The following is a 26,726-nucleotide window of genomic DNA, read 5'->3' on the forward strand; positions in this document are numbered from 1 at the left end:
ACAGGTGTGGGAAAAAGGAAAAAATGGTAAAATCATCACTATAATAGCTAATGGTAGAGAACATTATATTGATTAAACCTATTACATAAAGTCTCCCGACTTTGAGCTGACAATAAAAACCATTGCACATCAAACGGCAATGGTTTTTTATATCTTTCCTTAGAAAACCGCTATATTTACAGAGATCACCCTTGCTCTCCGAAGTTTCAAACTTCGGAGTAAGATAAACAAGTAGCCAAAGTTGTAAATTATCCTGACTTTGCTCCAATAAACACAAAAACCACTGCATCAGTAGTGGTTTTTATGTATAGGTTTAGGAAAACCGCTATATTTACCAGTACAGAGATCACCTCGGAAATGCCAGGATAAGCTATGCCAGAAACAGCGAAGGCGCAATTGAAATAACGGATGTCAACAATTATTATCCTTTTGGATTGAACCATATTGAAGGAATCTCCAGAGGACAGTTGGGCAGTTATTTTAATTATAAGTACAACGGGAAAGAATTGCAGGAGACCGGGATGTATGATTACGGGGCAAGGTTCTATATGCCGGATATCGGGAGATGGGGGGTGGTAGATCCGTTGGCGGAGAAATCAAGAAGATTCTCACCTTATAATTATGCGTTTAATAATCCATTACGTTTTATTGATCCAGATGGCATGCAAGTACAAGATAAGATTAGGATATTGAATAATGGTAATATAGAAAGAACAAAAGATAATAATACTTATGACACTATTACCAATGAAGATGAATCCAAATCAATACAAATAGCCAGAATAAATGTGTCAGAATCAAATCCTACAGGAGACTCACAAATAGGAGAAGCAAGAGAAATAAGGTATCCATTATCTGGAGAGGGTAATACGTATAGTGATAGATTAACATATCTTAATATAAAAGATAAGACTGCTGCTAATCAATTTTTTGAATTTGCAGCCGAAAATACGACCGTGGAATTTGCTCAGGATGAAATTAATTTTTCTGATGGTTTTTCAGCTAATCTTATTACAACGAATCATTTACCTAATGCAAGTGTGGGGATTAATATGGCATTTCCTGATTTAAGTGTAGAAGGTCATATATTAAGTAGCGGAACATGGTCCGAAAATGTACACAGTCATAACGGTCCAGGTGAGTATGCTCCATCTGGTTATGCTGCTGTTTTTAATAAAGATAAAGTTAATTATGTAATAAATGCTAGTCAATATGGAGAAGGAGATAGTGCTGTTACACAACAACCAGGCCTCAAACGTTTTATGTATAGTCCTAGCTTAAAAAATAGAATTGGAGGAGGATATGTTCAGTATGATAATAAAAGTGCAACTTATAAAGGAAATTCGAAATGAAAAAAATACTAATTTATCTATGTTTGTTTTTATTGTTTAGTTGTAAATCTCAAAATATCGTTAAACAAAATAGAGCAGAATTTTATTTAAAAAGAACAATAGAAATATTTGAAGAAAAGAAAAGAAAGATTGATACTAAAAGTGATTTTATTCTTTTATCGTCAATGAATTTTAATGATACTATTTTAAAAGATGCTAAATATTGTCTTGGAATTTCGATTATGAGTAGTAATTTAACCAATAATCTAAAATATAAAAAAACATTTACATATAAGGATTTTACAGTTATTTCTAATGACGCTCTCAATGTTTTTAAAGCTTTATTGTTGCCTGCACCGTATAAAAACGTTAATAAAAATGATAATGAAGGAGTAATGTATAATCCCTTCAGTGTAACATTATTCTTGGATAAAAATGGAAAAATTGTGTATGTCTCTCCAGATGATTATGAAAACTATTATAAAAAATAGTTTAGCTTACTATATAAAATCTTTCAACTCTTAACTGATAAAAATAAAAACACTATATATTGGACTGCACCCAAAAGTTTAGACACTTTTTAGGGGTAGTCCAATATATAGTGTTTTTTTTACAAGTTTAGAAAAACCGTTATATTTACCAGTACAGAGATCACTTGGGAAATGCCAGGGTGAGCTATGCCAGAAACAGAGAAGGCGCAATTGAAATAACGGATGTCAACAATTATTATCCTTTTGGATTGAACCATATTGAAGGGATCTCCAGAGGATAGTTGGGCAGTTATTTTAATTATAAGTACAATGGCAAGGAGCTTCAGGAGACAGGAATGTATGATTACGGCGCCAGGTTTTATATGCCAGACTTAGGAAGATGGGGAGTACATGATCCCTTAGCAGAAAAGTACCAGCCAATGTCAACATATAATTACGGAGGAAATAATCCAATTCGCTTTATTGATCCTAATGGAATGAATTTGGACATATATGAGCTAGATAGAAATGGTAGTTTAAAATGGAAAGATACAGCAGATAGAGATGTTATTTATGCTTCTAAAAACTTTGATAGCAATGGAAAACTTAAAACTGAAAATGATGGTGGTGTAGATGTTGGAGAGGCTGGTTATATTAAAAAACATACAGAAACAGGAAATGTAGAATATTCTAATGATAGTAATCAGACATATAGCTTAATTGATTTTGGAAATGAAAATAAAGCTTTAGCAGTACATGAATATATATCTAATAATTCTGATGCAGAGTTTATAGTAGCAACAGGTTTAAAAGATGGTAGTGAAAAATCAATAATAGGAAAAAATGGGGTATTAGAGGATCCAGCTACTTCCGGATCCGTTATAATATACCCTTTCATAAATTATTTTGATAGTAATTCAATTACTCTGTTTGGACATAACCATCCTAATAATGTATATGAAATTGGTCCTAGTGGATATGATATAATTATGACAGGACGGAATGGAAACCACTTTGAAAAATCAAGATTACCTGGGAATAGTCCAAGTCAAGGAGATAAAATTAGTAGTTCTAGTTTTCCAAGAACAACAACATTATTTATTTATACTCCTAAATATCACGCTGGGCCTAAAACTGTTTATTACAATCAAGAAGAAGTTACTTCAATAAAGAATGGTTATCATAAAAAGTAATAAAAATGGAAAAATTAATAATTTTAATATCCTTTTTGATATTTTCTCAATATTCAGCACAAAATAAAGTTGAAAAATTAGGCGAAATAACTAAGGAAGCAATGAAGCTTTATATGAAAGACACTTTAAAAAGACCTTTTAAATATGGAGATTATATTGCCATAAGCATATTTTCAGATTCGACTTCTAATAAAATTGGTTTATATATAGAAACATTAGATAAAGACTTTAAACTTTATAAAAATACCATTAATTATAAGTGGTTTATATATCAAAACAAGAATATTATTGTTTTTTGTGGCTTTAATCCATCAATTAAATGCCAGGAATATTTTGAATCATTAAATTTTAAAACTGATGAAAAAAATAGTATGGAAATATCAGATCAGCAAACTTATTCTGGTAAATTGGACGAAAATACTAGACTTTGGACTATTGGGATAAATAAAGACTATAAAATTACCAACATTAGTGGTAAAATGATTGAAGCTGAAATTGCTAATCCCAAAGGATTTAAAATGTTTTTAAGTAAATTTTCTTCATTGAAATTGTATCAACTTTATGAAGGTGGGGAAATAATAAATATTAAAAAATGACAGGTATGTTAATATTACCCTGCTGTGCAAAGTCTTTGACTTTGAGCGGATAAAAAAGAAGAGAGGCTGTCCTAAAAGTTTGGACATCCTCTCTGAAATTGATTATGAAAAATATTTTCATTTATTTTTTGATGAACTTCATCGATTTAACAAAATCTTTGTTGTTGTAAGTTCTTACATAATATACTCCGTTGGCAAAATCTTTTACATCAATCTTATCGGTTTCATTTTTAATGACCGCTTTTTTTACCAGTCGTCCTTCAGCATTAAAAATTTCAACTTCATTGATAGGAACTAAAGGTGATGCAATAGAAATATACTGAGTAGTCGGGTTAGGGAAAAGATTGATAGAGTTGGCTTTTTCCACTTCATTGACTGATAAGAATGAGCAGGCATTGGAATTTAAAAGACTCGCTCTTGGGCCCATTAATGCATTTTGGGCTATGGTTTTCTGGTCATTGGTAAACATAGCCATTGAAGCATCATTCACATAATCCATATAATTCATAAACATAGCACCTACCGCTGTCGGTGTACAGATATAGTTGGAATTATTATTAGGGAAAGTAGGAGAACCTCCATAAGGTCGTTTTGTAGCAGGTGTATCAGCACAGCCGTCATCATTAATAGCTGTTCCACATGTAACCGGATAATTATTTGTTTTGCCCCAAATATGATTAAGCCCGAAATAATGGCCTATTTCATGAGTCGCTGTTCTTCCCTTGTTATAAGGAGCCGTAGCAGTTCCCGTTGTACCAAAAGCCAGATAAGTAATACATAGTCCATCATCAGCATACCCAGCAGCCTGTGGTGGATAAGCCCAACCTAATAAATCAGGGTCCGTAAAAGCGCCTACCCAGATATTCAGATACTTTGTAGTATCCCAGGCATCGTCTCCACCGGCACTTCCGTCAAAATAATCATCATCAAAATTAAAAGATGAAGCCACAGATTTTCTGATTATTCCAGATGTCGCATTACCCGATGTGTCTCTTGTGGCCAGACAGAATGCTATTTCCATATCTGAGGCTACCCCTTGAAATGCAGGCGGAACAACAGTGCTGAAGTCAGCATTGGTTTTCCTGAAATCATTATTTAAAACAGCCAGTTGTGACTGTATCTGGGCATCCGATACATTTTCTTCAGCATTCTTATATAATACGTGTACAACAACAGGAATAGTAACTACACTCTTTTTCGCAAGAGGAGCAGAATGTTTTTGAGTAAGATAACTTTCCAGATCCTTTTCTATTAATCTGGCTTCCGGATTTCTTTTATAAAAACCTTCAAGTTTTTCATAAGTTGCACACCCCCTCTGAGCATATACGTTAGCCATTAAAATACTGGCTGACAAGAGTAAAAATCGTTTCATGTAATTTTTATATATAATGAGCAAATATATACTTTTAACAGAAAAACAACAATAAAACATTAAAATAATCACATAAAAATATAAATAACCAGCGTAAGCTTTATTGATAGCGCCATAATTAATAGAATGTATTTGCTCCTGACTTTTATTCTGAAGCCGTTTCACCTTTATCACTGATCTTTTCGCTCCGCACGACAGTACCGTGTGGCAGATAAGAGTACTCCCCGCAATTTCGAAAATTGTTACCATACTTATTTATAGGCTCCGGAATTTTCTTTTATCATGGATTTTTACAGTTCCCGGAGGTATACCAGTAAAATAATGAAAGTAAAAAAACTGTCTAAAGTTTCACAACAGGCATATAAACAGAACACTGCGCTCCATCCTGAACCATTATCTTATCACCTTCAACTTTTACTTCCTGTTTATAGCTTCCATAGCCCCCTCCCATCTTAAAAGCCTGTACAACTTCAATAATAAGCTGTGATCTCCGCTGATAAAATACACCATAGAGACTTGGGCCGGTCTGTCTTTCCAGCAATTGTCCGGCTTTCGTTTCATTCTCAGCATAAAATTTGTCTACGGTGCCATTACTGTTAAATACAATATAATCTTCATAATGTTGATCATCTGAGCCTCTGCTTATTTCAAGCTTTGGGGGAATGATGTTGAATTTGCCTTTTGTCATATAAGTCCCTTCCATGATATACAGCCTGTCAAAATAGATCCCTGGAAAATTGGTAGTCCGGAAACCTTCCGCCTTTTTTAGAAGCCTATGGTTAATCCGTTCTGATGATTGACAGGAAAAAAGAGAAAAGAAGACAAGAAATACAATTACGGAATGTTTTATCATGATATTAATGATTTAAATTTCAATGCATGTTCTGCTATATCTTTTGTGTGAGAAGAAAGAAGAACCTCCTCCACGATTATATCGTTTTTATAATTTTTCCGGGAACCAAAACTTTCGGTCTGTACATACTTCAGCTTCAGAGGTCATTATTCCGTTTTTCATTATTGATACGGTAAATGCCCGCTAGCTACTATATTCAGTAAAACAGCTGTCTTTATAAAATTTCAGTCCTTTCCCATAGAGTTTATCCATACTAATATACAAATAACACTGATAATCAGCACAATCATTATAGACGGTAAGATTCATTCATCAGCCGGTAAAATTTAACCAAAGTTTAATCTAATACATAGGGACTGAAACTTGATGATTTACTATTTTTGATAAAATATACACATTCAGAATGTCAGTACACTTTAATCCACGGGATATTACATGGCTTGCCTTTAATGAAAGGGTTTTACAGGAAGCTATGGACGAAAAGGTTCCTTTACATCTAAGAATACGTTTTCTCGGAATTTTTTCCAACAATCTGGATGAGTTCTTCAGGGTACGGGTTGCCGGGCTGAAACGGGCTATGGATTTCAAGGAAAAAGTGATCGCCGAATCATTTTACCAGCCGCCATCCAAAATTCTCCAGAGAATCAATGATATTGTAATCCGTCAGCAACAGAATTTTGATAATACCTGGAAAAAAATCCAGGCTGAAATGGCTGACCATAAAGTGTATATTAAAAATGCCAGAAATCTTACAGCCAAACAAAAGGAATTTGTCAGAACTTACTTTGATGAGGTTGTAGAATCCAATGTAATCCCGATCCTTCTTCATGAAAATACCCCAATGCCTTATTTAAGAGATAAAAGTCTCTATCTTGGCGTTGCAATGAGGAAAAAAGACTGGCAGTATTCCAGTAATTATGCCATTATTGAAATTCCATCCCGTTTTGTAGGAAGGTTTGTGCTTCTGCCAACAGAAGATCCTGAAGAAAAAAACGTCATGCTTCTTGAAGATGTTATTACCTTCAATCTTCCGCATATTTTCTCCTATTTCGGTTACGATGAATTTTCGGCCAACGCATTTAAGGTAACCAAAGATGCCGAACTGGATCTGGATAATGATATCCGTACCAATTTTGCAGAAAAAATAGAAAAAGGACTGAAAAACAGAAGAAAAGGAAAACCTACCCGTTTTGTCTTTGATAAGGATATGGATAAAGCCCTGCTGGAACTCCTGATCCGTAAACTGAATCTCACAAAAAAGGACAGCATCATTCCGGGAGGAAAAATTCACAACTTCAAACATTTCATGGATTTTCCCGATGTTTTTGAAAAATATGAAAAACCGGAAGAAAGAACCTCATTTACCCATCAGGCTTTTGAACACGGTGAAAGGGTTACCGATGTTATTTTAAAACAGGATATTCTCCTTACCTTTCCGTATCATAAATACAATCCGGTCATTGATCTGCTGAGAGAAGCAGCTATGGATCCCGATGTAAAATCTATACAGATTACCGCATACCGTCTGGCCAGCAGCTCAAAAATTATCAATGCACTGATCTATGCGGCAAGAAACGGTAAAGAAGTTACTGTAATGCTGGAACTTCAGGCAAGATTTGATGAAGAATCCAACCTGGAATGGAAAGATATGCTGGAACCGGAAGGAATTACCGTCCTGGTAGGCCTTCCCAATAAAAAGGTACATGCCAAACTCTGTGTAATCAAGAAAAGAGCACACAACAAAACAATACAGTACGGATTTGTAAGCACCGGAAATTTCAACGAAAAAACAGCCAGGATCTATGGAGATCACCTGCTGCTGACCTCCGACCGTGGTATCATGGCTGATATTAACAAAGTCTTCAATGTTCTGAAAAAACCGAAAGAAGATTATCTTCCCGTTTTAAAAACCTGTAAAAATCTGCTGGTCTGCCCACAGTTTATGCGGGAAAAAATTGTACACCATATCGACCGGGAAATTGAAGAGGCCAAAGCCGGAAGACACGCCGTGATCGTCGTGAAAGCCAACTCGGTAAGCGACCGCTTTTTAATTGAAAAACTCTACGATGCCGCAAAAGCAGGCGTTGTGATCAGAATGATCGTAAGAGGAATCTACTGTGCCGTTAACCAAAAAGATTTTAAAGAAAAAATAAAGGCAATAAGCATCGTAGACGAATATCTGGAACATGCCAGAGTGATGTACTTCTATAACAAAGGAATGGAAGATATCTATATTTCCTCCGCCGACTGGATGACCCGGAACCTCGACTACCGTATAGAAGCCGCTGCAAAGATCACAGACAAAGCCTTAAAGAAAGAAGTGAAAGATATTCTGGACATTCAGTTGAGAGATAACGTAAAAGCTCGTATTTTAGACAAAAAATTGAGCAACGAGTATGTAAGGAATGATAAAAAAGAATGCCGTTCTCAAATAGAAACCTATAAATATTTAAAAGCTAAAACAAGCAAAAAATGAAGATCGCCGCGATAGACATAGGAAGTAACGCCGCAAGACTTTTGATCAATGAAGTAAAGATCAACAACAGAAAACCTGAATTTATTAAATTAAACCTCCTCAGAATTCCTCTAAGACTGGGAATGGATGTTTTCACCCTGGGAAAAATCGGAACCGAAAGAGAAAAAATGGTCATCGATTCCATGAAAATTTTCAGCGATCTGATGAAAATTTATAAAGTTGACCATTACAGGGCATGTGCCACCAGTGCAATGCGCGATGCCGCAAACGGCAACGAAATCATCAGGCAGGTTAAGGAAACTTCAGGAATCAATATAGAAATTATTTCCGGAGACGAAGAAGCTACTCTTGTCTATGAAAATCATGTGGCTGAAGGTCTCGACAAAGAATTTGCCTATCTGTATATCGACGTAGGAGGAGGTTCCACAGAACTTACCTTTTACGAAAACGGCAAAATGATTTATGAAAGATCTTTCAATATCGGTACCATCCGCCTTCTCAACAATCTGGTTACTGCTGATAACTGGAAAGAAATGAAAGAAGCGATCAAAGAAAATATTACCAGTAAAAAGCCCATTGTAGCTATCGGTTCCGGTGGAAATATCAATAAAGTTTTCTCAATGAGTAAAACCAAAGACGGAAAACCGATGTCTCTTGCCCACCTGAAAAAAACCTACAAAGAATTCAACGAGCTTTCAGTAGATGAGAGAATGACGAAATACAACCTCAGGGAAGACCGTGCCGATGTGCTTGTTCATGCATTAAGAATCTTCAACAATGTGATGTCATGGGCTGACATTAACCGGATATTTGTTCCTAAAATATCTGTCGCAGATGGTCTTATTCACAACATTTACAGCAAGCTGCACGATAAAAAATAATCTTTATTCAAAACAAGAACTATTGAAAACCAGTCTATTTGGGCTGGTTTTTACTTTTATACCAATAAAAAAACTACATAATCATCTGTTCAATCAGTATATTCTGTGGGAAATTTAGTTTGTAGTGAACCCTGTCATTTTTCACACACAAAATGTTTTTGCAGGCTCTCAGATTTTGAAGATGCCGCAGATCTTTTTAATCCATTCAATAAAAACCGCAGATTTTTAAGAACTTAGGTAAACTTCTATGTGCAGAATATTTAAGCTTAAGCATAACTTTAATGTAAAAAATTTTGAGCTGTTGTGGTTAAAAATGTTCCCACAGGTCCCTCAGAGAACACAGATTCTTTTAGGGGAATAAACCTGCTGAAAATCTTTGATTTTCTTGCGCCTTAAAAACAGCATAATTGTTTAAAACCCTTATGTCCTTTAGCATAAAACCAACAAAAAATCTGCTCAATCCGTAAAATCTGCGGGAGAAAAACATCAACAAACATCTCATATGCAGAATTTATTCAATAAAATTGTTTAAACTTAAAAATCAAAGTGTTTAAAATAAAACTTTTGTGACTTTTGACTACGTCGAACCTTCGGTTTATGGTTTAATAAAAAAGTTTAAACAGCTTTAATAATAAAAACAGCCATATTCCATGAAAAACATTTAAAACAGTATAATTTTTGATATTCTTTAAAGTAAAAACAGACTTTAAAACGTCAACATAATATCAACAGTTAAAAATGGAACCGATCAAAATAATTCTCACAGGTGCAACAGGAATGGTAGGCGAAGGGGTTTTAATGGAATGTCTTGAAAACCCGAATGTTTCTGAAATTTTAAGTGTAAGCAGAAAACCTTCCGGTAAAAAACATGCAAAACTTAAAGAATACATCATCCCGGACTTTCTGGCAATCAGTCTTCACGACGAAACCCTGAAAGGTTATGATGCCTGTTTTTTCTGTGCCGGAATAAGCAGCGTAGGAATGAATGAAGAAGATTATACCGGAATTACCTATGACACTACCCTTCACTTTGCTCAGGTTCTGCTGAACCAGAATCCTGAAATGGTTTTCAATTATGTCTCAGGAGCCGGTACCGACCGGACGGAAAGCGGAAAGATGATGTGGGCACGCGTAAAAGGCAGAACCGAAAATGCATTAAAAAAACTTGGATTCAGAAACGAATTCAACTTCCGTCCCGGATTTATGAAGCCCGTTCAGGGACAAATTAACGTAAAATGGTTTTTTAAGCCTTTTATTTGGTTTTTTCCTATTTTTTTACCGTCAAAATCATTAACTTTACACGAAGTAGGTAGAGCAATGATCAATGCCGTATACAGAGGCTATCCTACGTCAACTTTGGAAATTAGGGACATTAAAAATTTAGCAATATGAGAGAAATGTTAAAAAGAATAGTTCTGGTTATTTTTGTACTCTTGGTTCTGACAGCAGTTTCAGGATTCTTCTATATGCAGAAACATCCATTAGAGGGCAAAACACCAGCACAGAAAACTTTTAATTTCTCCGGAAAGCAAACGAAATAACCCTGCCATTGGGAAAGCAAAATAATGGTTTCATTTTTTGCAATTCAGGAAACCATTTATTAAACATTTCTTAAAATTCCCTTAAAACAACTGCAGCCGATAAAGTTCATTTTTGCATACATCTAATGTAAGTAAAAAATGATCAACAACTACCTATTAAAAGGGTCTGTTATTGCCGCATTCTTCATACAGAGCGGACTTTCCGGACAGACACTTGTCCATTACTGGAATTTTAACAGCAGTACCTCCGAAACATCCATCACAGCTCCGTCTTCCACTTTAACGGGCGGTTCGCTCACAGCCATTGCCGGAGGAACCAGCCTGATAGACTTTGCCAACGGAACCGGGCAGAACTTCAATACAGAAAACCTCAATGCCAGAAACGGAGACCCGGCCGGAAGCCATCTCAGATTCAACAATCCGATCGGAGGGGCATTACAGTTTAATCTTCCTACCACAGGATACAATAATGTTCTTGTAAAATTTACAACCAGAAGATCCGGACAGGGAGCAGGTACACAGATATGGTCTTACTCAACAGACGGAACTACTTTCATCCCGTATCAGAATATCAGCCCCCAGGATGCTAATCCGCAGCTCATTACTTTTGATTTTTCTGCGGTTTCAGGCGTATCCAACAACCCCTATTTTAAATTAAAAGTGGAATTCTCTGCCACCGGAGGCGGAACCGGAGGAAATAACCGCTTTGACAACTTTACCGTAGATGCATCTCTGGCCGGAGGTATTGACACCACGCCGCCAACGGTAACCTTTCTGCCCGTAAATAATACCAACAATGCTTCAACAGCAGTGAACCCTACCCTGTCTTTCAACGAAAATGTAAGACTGAAAGATAATTCCGCAATCAACGATTCTAATGCACAAAACCTGATTGAATTCCGCATAGGAAATGCAGCAGGTATTCCCGTTCCCTTCACAACAGCTTTCAGTAATAACATCATTACGGTCATCCCTTCATCCGGGCTTGTACCGGGGCAGACCTATTATCTGGCCCTTAAACCTGATACTGTGGAAGATTTCAGCGATAATGCCATAACAGCAGCTGCTTCCAGCACTTTTACAACTGCCGGAACCTCTGTTTCATTGGATAAAAACTTTATAAAAGTTAATGAAAATGCAGGAAATCTTGCTTTCAAAATCAATATTGCCAATCCTTCGGTATCAACTGTAAATCTTGTTGTGAAGCCGGCTCCTTTCAGTACCGCAGACAGCAATGATTTCACACTGGCCAGCCAGATCATCCATATTACACCGGGAATGACAAGCTATACCGTTAATATTCCTGTCATTGACGACACGATGGAAGAACAGCAGGCAGAATATTTTGTTGTAAGCCTTGAAAACCCTTCCGGCACTGTGATTTCAGGAGATCCCTCTGCAACGGTTTATATTGTGGATAATGATAAACCCGCTCCGGTTCCTTCCGGACAGATTCAGCTGAACTATATCGGAAGCTTTGATCCTTCCGGGAACAATAACAGCTCTACGGAAATTGTTGTTCACGATCCAGCCACACAGAGACTGTTTACCATCAGTTCCATCACAGATGTTTTTGATATTCTCGATTTCAGTACCCCGACTGCCCCTTCAGTAGTCAGAACAGTGAATATGGCTCCTTACGGCGGTATTACCAGTATCGCTGTAAAAAACGGGATCATTGCCGCTGCTTCTCCCAATACCAACCCTCAGCAGAACGGTTCTGTTGTTTTCTTCGATATCAACGGAAATTTCCTGAAACAGGTTACAGTAGGTGCACTTCCTGATATGGTAACTTTCACTCCCGATGGCACAAAAGTAATCACAGCCAATGAAGGTGAACCTAACGATGCTTACACAACAGATCCTGAAGGAACCATCAGCATCATTGACATTTCCGCCGGTATAGCCAATCTTACACAAAGCAATGTAACCACACTCAATTTTAACAGCTTTGATTCCCAGGTAGCCGCTTTAACAGCAACCGGACTGAGAAAAGTAAGAACCAACAACACACTTTCCCAGGATCTGGAACCGGAATATGTAACGGTGAGCAGCGACAGCCAGAAAGCCTGGGTGTCCCTCCAGGAAAACAATGCAATGGCTGAGGTTGATCTTATCACAAAAACCATCACCGGAATCTGGGGACTGGGCAAAAAAGATATGAGCCTGCCGGGTAACGGCTTTGATGCTTCCGATAATAACGGAGAGATCCTGATCGCCAACTGGCCTGTGAAAGCTTATTACACCCCTGATGCCATTCAGAATTACAAAGTAGGAAACACCCATTATATTGTCACCGCCAATGAAGGCGATGAAAAAGACCTTTCAGGGTATAGTGAGAGAACAACAGTAGGGGCTAATAATTATACATTGGACCCGGTACTTTACCCACAGGCATCCATATTAAAAGCTTCCCATAACTTAGGAAGATTCAGGGTATCCAGTGCTACGGGAAATACAGACGGCGATCCTGATTTTGAAGAAATGGCAGCATTGGGCGCACGTTCTTTCTCTATTTTCAATGCAGACAGCAAGCAATTGGTATATGACAGTGGCGACCAGTTCGAAAGGTATATTGCCGCCAATCATCCGTTAATCTTTAATGCAGACAACGAATCCAACAGCACCAAGAACAGAAGCCGGGCCAAAGGTCCTGAACCGGAAGGTGTAGCATTGGGAACGATCAACGGACAGACTTATGCTTTCATTACCCTGGAAAGAACCGGAGGAGTAATGGTGTATAATATCACAAATCCTGCCGGCCCGGTATTTACAGATTATAAACATTCACGAACGACCTCTGCCTACGGTGGAGACAACGGTCCTGAAGGCATCATTTATATTGCCCCGGAAAATACCACAACAGGAAAAGGGTATGTTATTATTGCCAATGAAATCAGCGGAACCCTGTCTATGTACGAAGTGGCTTCCTCTCCTACTCTGGGAACGGGAGAAATTAAAACCGAAAAAGCAACCTTCAATATATTCCCGAACCCAGTGAATAAAGGGAATACCTTATATTTCAACAGAAAACAGGATTACGAGCTGTTTGATATGTCCGGAAAAATGATCAGCAGTGAAAAAAATGCACTGAGTATAGAGACAGCTACGCTTTCTTCAGGAGTTTATCTGATAAAAACCGGGGAAGGCTATGTGAAAAGAGTTATTGTAAAGTAAGCTGAAAAACGAAAGAAGGAAGATTAAGGCAAAACCAGTTACTCCTGATTCTTCAATCAGACTGAGACAGACTTGCTTATCAGATCCCCTAAAGTCCCGGAATATCCGGGATTTTTTTATGACTACTAAATTCATTAGTTTTAGACTTTTATTATTTCCATGAAAGAACAGTTAGAAAGTATCATTCATCAGTCTTATCATAAAGAAAAGCGCAACCTTTTCACCTTTCTTACCGGGGCTGGAATTTCTTCCGGAAGCGGCATTCCCACCTACCGCGGAACCGACGGAATCTGGGTAAAGGGAACACAGTTTCATAAGCCGGAAGAATTCGGGACCCTGAGGTATTTCAGGCAAAATCCGGAAGAGGTACTTCAGTATTGCCTGTTCAGAAAAAAGATGTTTGAAAATGTAGAACCCAATGAAAGTCATTTTGAGCTTGCCGCCATAGAAAATATGCTTCAGGACAGGTTTCATCTGATTACCCAGAATATTGACAATCTTCACCGCCGTGCCGGAAGCCGGAGAATTTACGAGATTCATGGAAATAACAGGGAGATCAAATGTTCCGACGGATGTAAAAAGATTGTGAATCTTCCTGAAGAAATCAAAGGTAAAAATATTGATGAAGATCTTACAGAAAGGGATAAAGAATTGTTGACCTGCCCGGAATGCGGCCACTGGATGCGCCCCAATATCCTGTGGTTTGACGAATATTATGATGAAAAAACCAATAAAAGATTCAGTGCCCTGAAAAAAGCAAAGAACAGTGCCATCCTTTTTATCGTGGGAACTTCAGGGGCAACCAATCTCCCGATAGCCATTGCCGGAACAGCTTTGAAGTACGGAGCCTTTATTGTAGATATCAATACCGAGGACAACAATTTCACTGAACTGATCCGAAATAAGAAAAATGCAGTGATCATCAGGGAAAAATCCACTGATGCTTTAAAAGCCATCAGAGAGATCATTGAACACATCAACCCGGCAACTGTATAAAATTTAACTTTTCTTTGACATTGGTAAGATAATTTAATTCTTATATTTACCCGTACCAAATTCAAAATGAAAATGAAAAATATGAAAACATTAAGTGTTCTGGCCTTCTTGCTGATAGGCACAGGAACCGCTTTTTCTCAGTCCAGAAAAACAGAATCCTCAAAAGGAGTGGAACAGTCGGACAATAATAAAAAAATCCAGGTAGAGGGTGTAGGCCATAAACTCAACTATACGCTTAACGGCGGAACGGTAGAGGTAGCGGGAGGTGACAATACCGTAACAGTAAAAGGAAGTGCCAAAAAGATCTCCGTTTCCGGAACAGGAAATACCATATACATCGACAGGGTAGATAAAGTGGTCATGGAAGGAGGCGGTAATACCGTTTATTATAAGACCTCAGGAACAAAATCAGGAAAACCCGATGCCTCGCTTACAGGTGTAGGCAACAGAGTTTCCAGGAAATAGTTACTGAGAAAACCGAAGTACACCTTTACCCGTCACAGAAATGATGATTAAACTAACGGGGTTCCAAAGAAAAAGACAGGCTTTTTACAGGCCTGTCTTAAAAATATATCAGATATAATTTTTACTCTACATTGATTACTTTTTCAATTTCCGGAGCATGTTGTTTGATGGTATTTTCCACTCCCAGTTTCAGGGTTGAAAAATTCAGTGAACATCCGGAACAGTTACCTAAAAGTTTTACAAAAACCTGATTATCCTTCACGTCAATAAGCTCAATATCACCTCCGTCTTTATTCAAAAACGGCCTGATGCTTTCCAGAGCTTCCATTACTCTTGTTACTGTATCTTCGTGTGTTATGTTTGTTTCCATATTTTTTGATTCAATTCGGTTCTTCAGATGTCCTGAAAATAATTAATTTTTTGCTTTCGGTGAGCAACCTGCCATTGTCGTGATTTTCACGGCTTCCGTAGGAGGAAGGTTTTTATTTCTTTCTACCAGGCTTTCTACCATTTTTCTTGCTGTTTCCGTATAGATATCAGCAATTCTGGAACCTTCCTGAAGCGCGGCCGGTCTTCCTACATCTCCGGCTTCTCTGATGCTCTGGATCAGTGGAATTTCTCCCAATACGGGAATTCCAAGATCTTCTGCCAGATATTGTGCTCCCTGGTTTCCAAAGATATAATATTTATTGTCAGGAAGTTCTTCCGGTGTAAAATACGCCATATTTTCGATTAATCCAAGCACAGGAATGTTAATACTTTCCATCTGGAACATTGCAATTCCTTTTCTTACATCTGCAAGAGCCACGTGCTGAGGTGTACTTACAATTACGGCTCCGGTTACAGGTACTTCCTGAATGATGGACAGGTGAATATCTCCGGTTCCCGGCGGAAGGTCGATCAGCAAAAAGTCAAGTTCTCCCCAGGCCGCATCTCTGATCATCTGATTCAGAGCTTTGGAAGCCATCGGGCCTCTCCATACCACTGCCTGGTTGGCTCCTGAAAAATATCCGATAGAAAGCATTTTTACGCCATAGTTTTCTACGGGTTTCATCAGATTCTTTCCATTTACTTCTACAGATATAGGCTTTTCTCCCTCTGTATCAAACATGGTAGGAACAGACGGACCATAGATATCGGCATCCAATAATCCTACTTTGAAGCCCATTTTAGCTAAAGTGACTGCCATATTAGCAGAAACCGTAGATTTACCCACACCACCTTTTCCGGAAGCAATTGCAATAATATTCTGAATTCCGGGAATCTGTTTCCCTTTGATCTGGCTTTGCTGAATTTCACTCGGCTCGGGAGAAACAATTTTAAGTTTTAAATGAATTTCTTCTCCAAATTCGCTGGCAAAAGCCTGCTTCATGGCTGCTTCCAGCTTCTTCTTTTCATGCATTGCCGGTGAATGAGCCGTCATGTCGATATATACATCGTTACCCATGATCTGAAGGTTATTCACCAAATCGTCTACTTCTATCTCTTTAAGGAAATCTTGAACCTTTTCTTTCGTCAACATACTAAATATAAATTGTTCACAAATTTACGCATTTTTTTGATAATTTAGAATCAATAAAATCTATAACCCAATGTGATAAATAAGATAAGGATCCCGTGATTCCGTTATATTTTGCTATCTTCATTCTGAAAATAAAAACCTCATCACATAAAATCACAACGTATGTCTTCATCCTCCTATCCTTCCAAATATGCGGTTCATAAAGGACTTTTTACAGTCGGGAATACCCGCTTCAAATGGTATGATCTTGCCACCGATCCCACAGAAATTTCCCAACAGGACATCCGGAATGCCCAAAGATGCATTGAAAATGCCGGTGAGAATTTTCAGGATATAGAGGACCTCGGATTTGTCATCATGCATCGCTGTGGACAAAACTACCTGCTGCTCGTCTGTACCTGGAGAAATGAAAACGAGCTCTGGGAAAGCGTTTATTATGACGGATCGGGAAAATTTGAGATCTGGGACCGTAACAGAACCCATCTTCCGACTTACTGTGTCTGGGAAATGGGCATCGTCTACCATGAATCCCGGGCCTGGAAAAGATTCCTGGGAACAGAACGGAATGAAAAGAGCAGACAGGACTATTTACATGTTTTTTTTGAAGGAGAGGTATAAATTCCCTCGTATTCACAGATGATCATTAAAACACAATTTTTTAAGACAAGAAACTAGGGTCTGTTTAATGACAGATAAAAAGATCCTTTATGTTGGACAACGCGAAGCTCATAAAGGGATTTTCAGCAGTTAAATTCCATATTTACAATAAAAAAGTCTGTGCTATCTGAAGGATCTGGGGAAGCTTTTTAAACCACAAATCGAAGGTTCTACATAGTCAAAAGCGCATAGAAGTTCACATAAGTTTACTTGGGCAGACATAGGAGATTTAAAAAAATACGGTTTTTATTTAGTCATCAATAAAAAATCTGCAAAATCTGCAAAATCCGCGATAAAAAAACAAAAAAGAGTTCTTAGTAAAACCCTTTAATGCAGCCCGCAGAATTTATTCAATAGGACTTTAGTCCATCTGAATAAGCAGAAACAATCCACCGGCTTTAGCCAAAATCCAAATTTAATCTATTTTAATTTGCCCTGTATTTCTCATCAAATTTCACATTCCGGTCCGCCCCCTTCACTTTTTTATTTCCGAAAGTATAAGTGGCTGATAAAGTAAGCCTTCTTGCGTCATAATAGTTGTTATAATAATGCGTTCCCGTCGTATAATAGATTTCCCCTCTGCTCCACGACTGTCTGAAAATATCCGAAACAAACAGATTCATCTGAAGACTTTTTTCCATGAGACTTAACTTGATTCCTGAAGTGAAGTTCCCGGCAAAATCCATATACACGTTTCCTGAGTTGGAAGGCAGACGGAACCAGTAATTGAAAATGAGCTGTATCGTTTTGCTCTTATTAAGCGAGAGGTTGTTCTGAGCATTAAAATTATAGCTGGTTCCTTTCCGGGATGCAGCATCCGTAGCAAAAACCTCCGTATTCATATAAGAAAGATCTGCCGAATAGTTGGCTTCCCAGAATTTAAAGAAGGTATCAGAATAATTTAATGACACTCCCATACTGTTCTGGTTATAAAAATTGGCAAAAGTACTGATCCTGTTTTCTCCCTGAAGATTTGCAAGCTGGTCAAACTCCCCAACTGATCTCTGATAGTACGCAGATGCAGACAGTTTTCCTTTATAGATATAGGAAAGTTCAAAATTGTGATTGATCGACGGTTTCAGAAGAGGGTTCCCTGTAAAATAGGAATTCACATTAATATACCACCGATATGGGTTGATAGCACGGAATCCCGGTCTGTTGATCCTTTTTGAATAATTCAGGCTGAAGGTATTATTTTCGTTACTCTTATACGTTACATAAGCAGTAGGAAAGAATTTGCCATAGGAATTTTCAGTCTGCTGTCCGGAAGTCAGAGAATTTCCGTTGACCGTGGAATACTCATAACGGATTCCTGCTTTAGCCGACCATTTTTCGCTGAACTCTTTTTCAAAGCTGAGGTACGCGGCATAGTTTTTCTCGTTATACTGAAATATATTACTTTTCACAGGATCTGCGACGTAGTTTCCGTTGATCAGGTCCATGTAGGCAATGTCAGAATTGTTATCAAAATTGGTGAATTTTACTCCTGCTTCCGTTTTTGCAAACTTATAAGGCAATGTAAGATCAGCCTGTCCTGAGTAAATCTTATAATCTACCGTGGAAGGTGTTCTCACCACAAAACTGTTCCCGGAATTTCCCGCTGTGGTAAAATCAATCATATTTTCAGGATTGTTGGAAAAATAATTCCCGGTAATACTCAGCTTATGATCCTGCTTCCCGAATTTAAGATCATAATAGGCGCTTATGGTTTGCTGTTTCCCCGTAGAACGGTGTTCTGCGTATGTTTTCAATGTATTGGTATAGGTTCCATTCTGAAAATAATCCGAATTGTTACTGATATCCATATTGGAATGTCCAAACCCGTAATCATAGATAAGACCGATATTGGATCTGGTATTAAGCTGGTAGTCCAGGCTCAGGTTCGCTCCCAGCCCATCTCCGAAATCTCTCCGGTCATCAGAACTTTTAACACCGTCTGCCCCTTCAATCGTATAATTTTCGAAGGAATGCTTTTCATATCTGAACTGCCTTAATTTCAGCGAAGAACGGAGTTTTTCATTCTGGTAATTGATGGTGCCGCTATTGGAAGTTCCGGTATACGTCTGCTGCTGAAGGGCGGTAGTGAAGTTTCCGCTCCATCCCAGATTCTGGTTTTTCTTCAGTACAATATTGATGAGCCCGCTGTTTCCCTGTGCTTCATATTTGGCCGGAGGACTTGTAATAACTTCTATCTTCTCAATATTTTCAGACCGCAGGCTTTTAAGATAAGTAACCAGTTCGCTTCCTGATAGATTCAGCATTCTTTCATTAATCATTACTGCTACTCCGCTTTTCCCTACAATGGAGATCCCCGAATTGTCGTCTACTTTCAACAAAGGTGTTGTGGCGAGAGCTTCTGCCCCATCCATTCCCTGTGAAGCCACAGAATTCGATACATTGAAGATCAGGCGGTCCGGCTTTCTTTCTATCATTTTCTTTCTGGCTGTGAGGGTAACCCCTTCAATCTGTTTTTCCTCTTTTTTATCAATAGAAAAATTCTGCTTCATGTCACCGTTTACGGTAATATCAGATGATGACATTTGCGATCCGTCCTGTATAAGCCTGATGGTATAATTTCCATTTTCCGGCAGTTTCAGTTTATAATTTCCTTTTTCATCTGAAATAGCGGTGTGCTTCTGCTCTCCTTTTGAAGCAATGATTTCAATATATGAAACGGTATTTCCTGCCTGGGTAATTTTTCCTGTAATCTGCTGCGAAAAAGCAAAGGCCGGCAAAAGCATAACAGCCGAAAGTAGTGTTTTCTTCATGTATTCTATGAGTGATCGTTTTCAGTAAGACAATTCTTATCTGTCTTTTATTACATTCCGTTCTGCAGTTTTTTCAATATATTCGCTGACATAAAATTATGATATGAAAAAAAGTCTTGCTGCATTCTCTTTATTTATTGCACAGATCATTTATTCCCAGAATTACGCACAGTATGTTAACCCTTTCATCGGTACGGGCGGGCATGGCCACACCTTTCCCGGGGCTACGGTTCCTTTCGGCATGGTACAGCTCTCCCCGGATACCCGGATAGACGGAAGCTGGGACGGATGCAGCGGTTATCATTACTCCGATTCGGTGATTTACGGCTTTTCCCATACTCATCTCAACGGGACCGGAGTTTCTGATTATGGTGATATTATGCTGATGCCGACGATGGGAAACCCAGGTCTGAATAATAAAGACTATTCATCAAAATTTTCTCATAAAAATGAAAAAGCCACAGCAGGATTCTATTCCGTTAAACTGGATAAAAACAATATCGATGTGCGCCTTACCGCCACACAGAGAGTCGGCTATCATGAATATACCTTCAATAATGCAGGAAAAGCCAATATTATTCTGGACCTCAACCATCGTGACAAGCTTCTGGAAGGAGAGGTAAAAATCATAGACGACAGAACCATTGAAGTCTTCAGAAGAAGTGAAGCCTGGGCGGTTAATCAGTATGTTTATGCAAGAATTGAGTTTTCAAAACCCTTGAAAGTTTCAAAAAAAGAGGTGAACGGGAAGCAGGAAGACCGGCTTTTCACAGGAACAAAACTGGCGCTCGCCTTTTCTGCTGATGTGAAAAAAGGGGAAAAAATTAGTGTAAAAGTTGCTCTTTCCCCGACCGGGTATGAAGGAGCAGGAAAAAATATGCTGGCGGAGGGTCAGTCTTCAGATTTTGAAGCTGTAAAGAAACAGGCGGAAACGGGCTGGAACAGGGAACTTTCAAAAATTGAAGTTAAATCTGAAGATAAAGATAAACTGTCGGTATTCTACACCGCGATGTATCATGTTTTCACCCAGCCTAATATCAATATGGATGTGGATGGGAAATACAGGGGCAGAGACCATAAACTGTATACTGCAAAAGGGTTTGACTATTACACGGTATTTTCACTTTGGGATACCTTCAGAAGTGCACATCCGCTGATGACTTTAATCGACAGAAAAAGAACAGCAGATTTCATCAATACATTTATTAAGCAGTATGAGCAGGGCGGAAAACTTCCGGTATGGGAACTGGCTTCCAATGAAACGGAATGCATGATCGGCTATCATGCGGTTTCTGTAATTGCCGATGCTATGGCTAAGGGAATTAAAGGATTCGATTATGAAAAAGCATTCGAAGCTTCTAAAAATTCCGCCATGCAGGATATTTTCGGGCTTAATGCCTATAAACAGAACAATTATATCAGTATAGACGATGAGCATGAAAGTGTTTCCAAAACGGTAGAATATGCTTATGACGACTGGTGTATTGCCCAGATGGCTAAAATTTTAGGAAAAAAAGAAGATTACCAGTATTTCATGAAACGTTCCCAGAACTGGAAAAACCTTTACAACCCCAAAAACGGCTTTATGCAGCCCAGAAAGAACGGAAACTGGCTGGAACCGTTTGACCCTAGAGAAGTCAATAACAATTATACAGAAGGAAATTCCTGGCATTATTCCTATTCGGTACAGCAGGATATTCCGGGACTGATTGCTGCCCACGGCGGAAAAGAAAAATTTGAACGCTTCATTGATGCTATTTTTGAAGCACCGGACAAAACAACAGGCAGAGAGCAGGTTGATATTACGGGACTGATGGGGCAATATGCCCAGGGAAATGAGCCGAGCCATCATATCGCTTATTTATACAATTACGTAGATAAACCGGAAAAAACCGATGCCAAAATCCGCTATATCCTCGATCATTTTTACAAAAACACTCCCGACGGCCTGATCGGAAACGAAGACTGCGGCCAGATGAGTGCCTGGTATATTTTAAGTTCGCTGGGTATTTATTCTGTAACTCCCGGGCTTCCGGAATGGCAGACCACAACTCCCTATTTTGATGAGGTTACCATTCATCTGGAAGACGGTACGAAAAGACTTATTACAAAAAATACGGGCAAAGCGGAGCTTAAAAAGCTGGGATTTGAAAATATTCAGCCCTCGAAAGATTTTAAATATGTTCAGCAGACAGCTTCTCCTGTAATATCTTCAGACAGGATCTTTGATTTTTCAGCAAAAGTAGAGATCACTCCGCTAAGTCCGGAAGATAAAGTATATTATATGACCCTTGACGAAAGTGATGCCAACAAAAGAAAAACATTCACCGCCTACAAAGGACCTTTTACCATCAGCAAAACCACCCGGGTTCAGGCTTATGCTGAAAGAAAAGGAGAGAAAAGCTCGGTAACAACTGCTGTTTTTAACAGAAGACCTAATTACTGGGATATTTCCATCAATTCCACCCCTACTCCTCAATATGCTGCCGGCGGAAAACTGGCACTGATCGACGGTATCCGGGGAGACATCAACTGGAGAAAAGGCGAATGGCACGGGTATCAGGGACAGAACCTTGAAGCTATTATCGATATGAAATCACCCCAGCAGATCACCAGCCTGTCCTCTACCTATCTTCAGGACAGCAGATCGTGGATCCTGATGCCTGAAAAAGTAGAATATTACGCTTCTATGAACAATAAAGACTTTATTCTCCTGAAAACCATAGATAATACCATTGATCCAAAGGACGAAAAGGTACAGACCAAAGATTTTGAAACGGAGATTCTTCCAACTGAAGCGAGATACATCAAGGTAAAGGCTTATTATTTCGGGAAACTTCCGGAGTGGCACCAGGGAGCAGGCGGCGAAGCTTATATTTTTATTGATGAGATTTCGGTAAAATAATACCATTACATATAAACACATGAAAAAATCATCATTATTTCTTTTTTTATTTGTAAGCATTGTAAGAATATCCGCCTGCAGCTGCATAAGCCCGACGCTATCACAAAAATATCAGTATGCAGATGTCATAGGGGTAATGAAGATCGTAAAAGTATATGGTCAGGATAAAGAGCACAGAATGTATAAAGCTGATATTGAATTCGAAACAGTTTATAAGGGTACGGCCGTCAAAACCATCATAGTGAGCGGGAGGATCGGAAAGTCCGAATCTGCAGCATGTGAAATAGAGGTAAAACCTGAGGAAAGATATCTGATCTATTTGGACGACAAATCCGGTAATGATTATTTCGTGTCATATTGTACACCCAAAGCCAGGCTATCCAATAATGCGGCAGATGACAATACATCATATTTTGAATATCTGGATAAGGCTTTTTCTTTTTTGGAAACCCATAAATCTAAATTTAACGGTCTGCTGTTTGCGGACTCTTATGTGGAAACTCCAACCGAAAAAAAATCTGATCTATCTACAATCAGTGATTTCAACCCAAAACAGCAATTTGCGATCTATAAAATAAAAGTGAATGATTTGTCTGAAATTCAGGAAGTCACAACTGTTGTAGGTTTTGACAGTAAGGACGAAATTATCGGAACTATTCTGAAAACGAAATTTAAGGTTAATATACCACAAGTTCCATCAGGACCCGGACCGAAAGAATTTCTATTGTTTTTCTGCTACGATAAGGAAAGTATAGAAGATCCTGAAACTGAGGTACTATATTCTAATTAGAGCTAAAATAAACCCTTCTTCAGATTTTGAGAAGAAGGGTAAATTTTTTTATGTCAATTCATTCTTTCCGACCATTTCAGACCTTCGGGAAGTTCCATATCAGAAAATTCTATATGAATCACTCTTCTTCTCCTTCCATCGGTTGTCCGGTTGGAACCGTGAAGTATCAGAGGTTTCATAATCATAATCCCGCCCTTTTCCACATTACAGATTTCCTCAGTTTCAGTGCTCCAGTCGATGGTTTCCGGCCGGTAGATTCCTTTGGCGTGTGATCGGGGAATCACTTTCAGTGCTCCGTTATTTTCATCGGTATCATCCAGATGGATTCTGATGGTATATATATTTTCCAGGATCGCCGGCGGAGGCTGTACCGCAAACTGGTTCTTTTTCGTGGTCCAGGGTCCGAAGCCATGAAGTTCCAGCTTTTTATCCACCGAAATAGTCAGATCCTGATGATAGGCTACATACCAGTTTGATGTTTCAGGTTTATCAAAATAGATACTTTTTACCGTTACATAACGGTCTCCGAAAATTTCACTGATAACGGTTTTAATAGCGTCGTTAAAGACCAGATTCTTTACCTCAGGAATTTCTTTTAAAAACTGGCGTACTGCAAAAAGGTCGTCCGATTTCCTGAAATTGGAGTTGGAAGTATCTGTATTTTCAATTACTTCACTGATCTTTTTTACCTCTTCTTCAGAAAATATATTATTGATTGTGGTAAAACCTTTTTCAAGAACACATTCTTTATGCTGCTGAAGATCTGTCTTATTCATTATACTTCCTGCGGTGTATTTTCAAGCTGCCCTTCCCATTTGGAAACGGCGGAAGTAGCCAGTGCATTTCCCAATACGTTGGTCATACTTCTTCCCATATCGCAGAAGTGGTCAATTGGCAGGATAAGAGCAATTCCTTCAGGCGGAATTCCAAACATGGAGCATGTTGCCACAATAATAACCAGGGAAGCTCTCGGAACTCCGGCAATTCCTTTTGAGGTAAGCATTAATACTAAAAGCATGGTGATCTGCTGTCCCAGTTCCATTTCAATTCCATAGATCTGAGCAATGAAAATGGAGGCAAAGGTCATATACATCATACTTCCGTCCAGGTTAAACGAATATCCTAACGGCAGGATGAAAGATACCACCCGGTTATTACATCCGAATTTTTCAAGCTCTTCCACCAGTTTCGGGAAAACAGCTTCTGAACTCGTTGTAGAGAAAGCGATCAGCAGCGGGGCTTTAATTCTTTTAAGCAAATCGAAAAGACGGTTTCCGAGAATCAAATACCCTACCAGCAACAGTACGAGCCAAAGAACGGCTAATGCGAAGAAAAAGTCTCTGAGGTAGATGGCATACACCTTGAATATCTCGAAACCGTTCACCGCGACTACGGCAGCAATGGCTCCCAGTACTCCAAGTGGAGCAAACCACATGATATATCCCACCATTTTAAGAATGGCATGGGCAATGATATCAAAAAGTTTCACCACCGGCTTTGAATATTCTTCTCCCAGATTGGCAAGTGCCACTCCGAACATAATAGAGAACACTACAATCTGAAGAACTTCATTGGTAGCAAAGGCTTCAAACAAACTTTTAGGGATCATATGCTTTACAAAGTCTTCCATAGAAAAACTTTTACTGCTTTTCAGAAGATCTTCTGCAGCTGCGGCATCCTGAATCGGCAATTTGGTTACGTGTCCCGGCTCCAGCCAGTTCACCAGCACCAGCCCTATGAAAAGAGAAACCAGTGAAGCTGAGATAAACCACAGCATAGCTTTCGTTCCTACTCTTCCGATCATTTTTATATCGCTCATCTTGGCAATCCCTACCACAAGCGTAGTGAATACCAGCGGAGCAATGATCATCTGTACCAGCCTGATGAATACCGTTCCCAGCAGTTTTATATTTTTGGAAAAAGGTTCGGCACTTTCAGGATACTGTAAGTGTACCAGACCTCCGATTCCCACTCCCAGGATAAGCGCAATGATAATGCCTATAAAAAGTTTATTCTGTCCTTTCATATATATTGTTCAATTGCCACAAATATAATAGTTTTTGAATTGACATAAGATTTTGTTCTGTACGGGTTAAGTTTACATTAATTATACGATCCGTTAAAATTAAATTCCTGGTTTAGAAAATATTGCAAAAAATTAATAAAACATTTATTGAGTTTTTATTCTTTTGGTACAAATTTTATTATTACATTTGATTGTATTAACAACATTAATAAATATACAATATGAAAAAAACTATCGCAATGGCTGCATTGGCTGTAGCTGTATCTTTTGGATCAGTTTCATGTAAAAAGAAAGTCTCTGATGCTGATCTTCAGACTCAGGCTACAACAGTGGTAACTTCTAATCCCAATGCTTCTGTGGAAGTAAAAGAAGGTGTAGCCCACTTAAGCGGAACTTTCGCAGACCCACAGTCTAAAGATGCCATGATTGCCAAGTTAAAAGCCATCAACGGAATCAAGGAAGTAATGGATATGGCGACAGTAGCAGCACCTCCTGCACCGGTTGAAACAACAACTGCCGTAGATCCTGCTGTTCAGAAAAAAGTTCAGGATGCTGTTAAAGATTTCCCTTCTGTAAAAGTAGAGGTTGTAAACGGAGAACTTACCCTTACAGGAAATGTTTCCGGTCTGCAGGCCAGAAAGATCAAAGAATCTATCGATGCTTTGAAAATCGGAAAGTATAACAATAATCTAGTCGTAAAATAATTT

General features: G+C 38.6%; 22 protein-coding genes. 15 read left to right on the forward strand and 7 right to left on the reverse strand.

Features of this window, described 5'->3' with window-relative positions; genetic code table 11:
* Positions 1-401 precede the first annotated feature (401 nt).
* The 4 genes from AC106S_RS22160 (at position 402) to AC106S_RS22175 (ending at position 3,590) form a co-directional block, all read left to right on the forward strand.
* Positions 402-1,352 (forward strand): RHS repeat-associated core domain-containing protein, encoded by a 951-nt coding sequence (locus AC106S_RS22160; RefSeq protein WP_482442187.1) that lies wholly within the window; start codon positions 402-404, stop codon positions 1,350-1,352.
* Complete coding sequence (locus AC106S_RS22165; RefSeq protein WP_482442012.1) at positions 1,349-1,822, forward strand: hypothetical protein; 474 nt, start codon at positions 1,349-1,351, stop codon at positions 1,820-1,822. The genes AC106S_RS22160 and AC106S_RS22165 overlap by 4 nt, the downstream gene beginning before the upstream one ends.
* A gap of 281 nt (positions 1,823-2,103) precedes the next feature.
* Positions 2,104-2,994, forward strand: coding sequence for an RHS repeat-associated core domain-containing protein (locus AC106S_RS22170; protein WP_482442013.1), 891 nt, complete (start codon positions 2,104-2,106; stop codon positions 2,992-2,994).
* A 5-nt stretch (positions 2,995-2,999) separates the two neighbouring features.
* The gene (locus tag AC106S_RS22175; RefSeq protein WP_482442014.1) at positions 3,000-3,590 is read left to right on the forward strand and encodes a hypothetical protein; all 591 of its coding nucleotides are present in this window, start codon (positions 3,000-3,002) and stop codon (positions 3,588-3,590) included.
* A gap of 121 nt (positions 3,591-3,711) precedes the next feature.
* On the opposite strand, the gene AC106S_RS22180 is transcribed toward AC106S_RS22175, so the two are convergent.
* Both AC106S_RS22180 and AC106S_RS22185 read right to left on the reverse strand, forming a co-directional pair.
* Positions 3,712-4,962: a zinc-dependent metalloprotease gene (locus AC106S_RS22180; RefSeq protein ID WP_482442015.1), complete on the reverse strand. Its 1,251-nt coding sequence runs from the start codon at positions 4,960-4,962 to the stop codon at positions 3,712-3,714.
* Positions 4,963-5,302: 340 nt separating this feature from the next.
* Entirely contained in the window at positions 5,303-5,650 is a 348-nt protein-coding gene (locus AC106S_RS22185) for a hypothetical protein (RefSeq protein ID WP_482442017.1), read from the reverse strand.
* A 568-nt stretch (positions 5,651-6,218) separates the two neighbouring features.
* Between AC106S_RS22185 and ppk1 the strand changes: the two genes are divergently transcribed.
* From ppk1 to AC106S_RS22220, 7 genes are all read left to right on the forward strand, one after another.
* Complete coding sequence (ppk1, locus tag AC106S_RS22190) at positions 6,219-8,291, forward strand: polyphosphate kinase 1 (protein WP_482442018.1); 2,073 nt, start codon at positions 6,219-6,221, stop codon at positions 8,289-8,291.
* Positions 8,288-9,172, forward strand: coding sequence for a Ppx/GppA phosphatase family protein (locus AC106S_RS22195; protein WP_482442020.1), 885 nt, complete (start codon positions 8,288-8,290; stop codon positions 9,170-9,172). Before ppk1 ends, AC106S_RS22195 begins: the two co-directional genes overlap by 4 nt.
* A 738-nt stretch (positions 9,173-9,910) precedes the next feature.
* Positions 9,911-10,564 carry an NAD-dependent epimerase/dehydratase family protein gene (locus AC106S_RS22200; RefSeq protein WP_482442021.1) on the forward strand — a complete coding sequence of 218 codons (654 nt, stop codon included), beginning with the start codon at positions 9,911-9,913 and terminating at the stop codon, positions 10,562-10,564.
* The gene (locus tag AC106S_RS22205; protein ID WP_157845080.1) at positions 10,561-10,713 is read left to right on the forward strand and encodes a hypothetical protein; all 153 of its coding nucleotides are present in this window, start codon (positions 10,561-10,563) and stop codon (positions 10,711-10,713) included. The genes AC106S_RS22200 and AC106S_RS22205 overlap by 4 nt, the downstream gene beginning before the upstream one ends.
* Before the next feature lie 138 nt (positions 10,714-10,851).
* On the forward strand, positions 10,852-13,890 hold the full coding sequence (locus AC106S_RS22210) for a choice-of-anchor I family protein (protein ID WP_482442023.1): 3,039 nt from the start codon (positions 10,852-10,854) through the stop codon (positions 13,888-13,890).
* Between the two features lie 159 nt (positions 13,891-14,049).
* Positions 14,050-14,886, forward strand: a complete 837-nt coding sequence (locus AC106S_RS22215; RefSeq protein ID WP_482442024.1) for an SIR2 family NAD-dependent protein deacylase — start codon at positions 14,050-14,052, stop codon at positions 14,884-14,886.
* An 81-nt stretch (positions 14,887-14,967) separates the two neighbouring features.
* On the forward strand, positions 14,968-15,351 hold the full coding sequence (locus tag AC106S_RS22220) for a DUF3060 domain-containing protein (RefSeq protein WP_482442026.1): 384 nt from the start codon (positions 14,968-14,970) through the stop codon (positions 15,349-15,351).
* 121 nt (positions 15,352-15,472) lie between these two features.
* Here AC106S_RS22220 and AC106S_RS22225 read toward each other — a convergent pair whose 3' ends face one another.
* Complete coding sequence (locus AC106S_RS22225; RefSeq protein WP_002977212.1) at positions 15,473-15,721, reverse strand: NifU family protein; 249 nt, start codon at positions 15,719-15,721, stop codon at positions 15,473-15,475.
* Positions 15,722-15,763: 42 nt separating this feature from the next.
* Entirely contained in the window at positions 15,764-16,873 is a 1,110-nt protein-coding gene (locus AC106S_RS22230; protein ID WP_482442027.1) for an Mrp/NBP35 family ATP-binding protein, read from the reverse strand.
* 162 nt (positions 16,874-17,035) lie between these two features.
* Here AC106S_RS22230 and AC106S_RS22235 point away from each other — a divergent pair, with 162 nt between their 5' ends.
* On the forward strand, positions 17,036-17,491 hold the full coding sequence (locus AC106S_RS22235; RefSeq protein ID WP_482442028.1) for a hypothetical protein: 456 nt from the start codon (positions 17,036-17,038) through the stop codon (positions 17,489-17,491).
* A gap of 464 nt (positions 17,492-17,955) precedes the next feature.
* Here the strand turns inward: AC106S_RS22235 and AC106S_RS22240 are convergent, their stop codons facing one another.
* Positions 17,956-20,298, reverse strand: a complete 2,343-nt coding sequence (locus AC106S_RS22240) for a TonB-dependent receptor domain-containing protein (RefSeq protein ID WP_482442030.1) — start codon at positions 20,296-20,298, stop codon at positions 17,956-17,958.
* Positions 20,299-20,401: 103 nt separating this feature from the next.
* On the opposite strand from AC106S_RS22240, the gene AC106S_RS22245 reads away from it, so the two are divergent.
* Together AC106S_RS22245 and AC106S_RS22250 are read left to right on the forward strand one after the other, a co-directional pair.
* Positions 20,402-23,203: a GH92 family glycosyl hydrolase gene (locus AC106S_RS22245; protein ID WP_482442032.1), complete on the forward strand. Its 2,802-nt coding sequence runs from the start codon at positions 20,402-20,404 to the stop codon at positions 23,201-23,203.
* Positions 23,204-23,222: 19 nt separating this feature from the next.
* A complete protein-coding gene (locus AC106S_RS22250; RefSeq protein WP_482442034.1) occupies positions 23,223-23,993 on the forward strand; it encodes a hypothetical protein in 771 nt (256 codons plus the stop codon).
* Between the two features lie 53 nt (positions 23,994-24,046).
* On the opposite strand, the gene AC106S_RS22255 is transcribed toward AC106S_RS22250, so the two are convergent.
* Both AC106S_RS22255 and AC106S_RS22260 read right to left on the reverse strand, forming a co-directional pair.
* Positions 24,047-24,769, reverse strand: a complete 723-nt coding sequence (locus tag AC106S_RS22255) for a phytanoyl-CoA dioxygenase family protein (RefSeq protein ID WP_482442035.1) — start codon at positions 24,767-24,769, stop codon at positions 24,047-24,049.
* The gene (locus tag AC106S_RS22260; RefSeq protein WP_482442036.1) at positions 24,769-26,019 is read right to left on the reverse strand and encodes a dicarboxylate/amino acid:cation symporter; all 1,251 of its coding nucleotides are present in this window, start codon (positions 26,017-26,019) and stop codon (positions 24,769-24,771) included. The genes AC106S_RS22255 and AC106S_RS22260 overlap by 1 nt, the downstream gene beginning before the upstream one ends.
* Before the next feature lie 221 nt (positions 26,020-26,240).
* On the opposite strand from AC106S_RS22260, the gene AC106S_RS22265 reads away from it, so the two are divergent.
* Positions 26,241-26,723: a BON domain-containing protein gene (locus AC106S_RS22265; RefSeq protein WP_482442038.1), complete on the forward strand. Its 483-nt coding sequence runs from the start codon at positions 26,241-26,243 to the stop codon at positions 26,721-26,723.
* Positions 26,724-26,726: the final 3 nt, after the last annotated feature.

The sequence above is a fragment of the Chryseobacterium sp. FR054 genome, assembly GCF_056844565.1.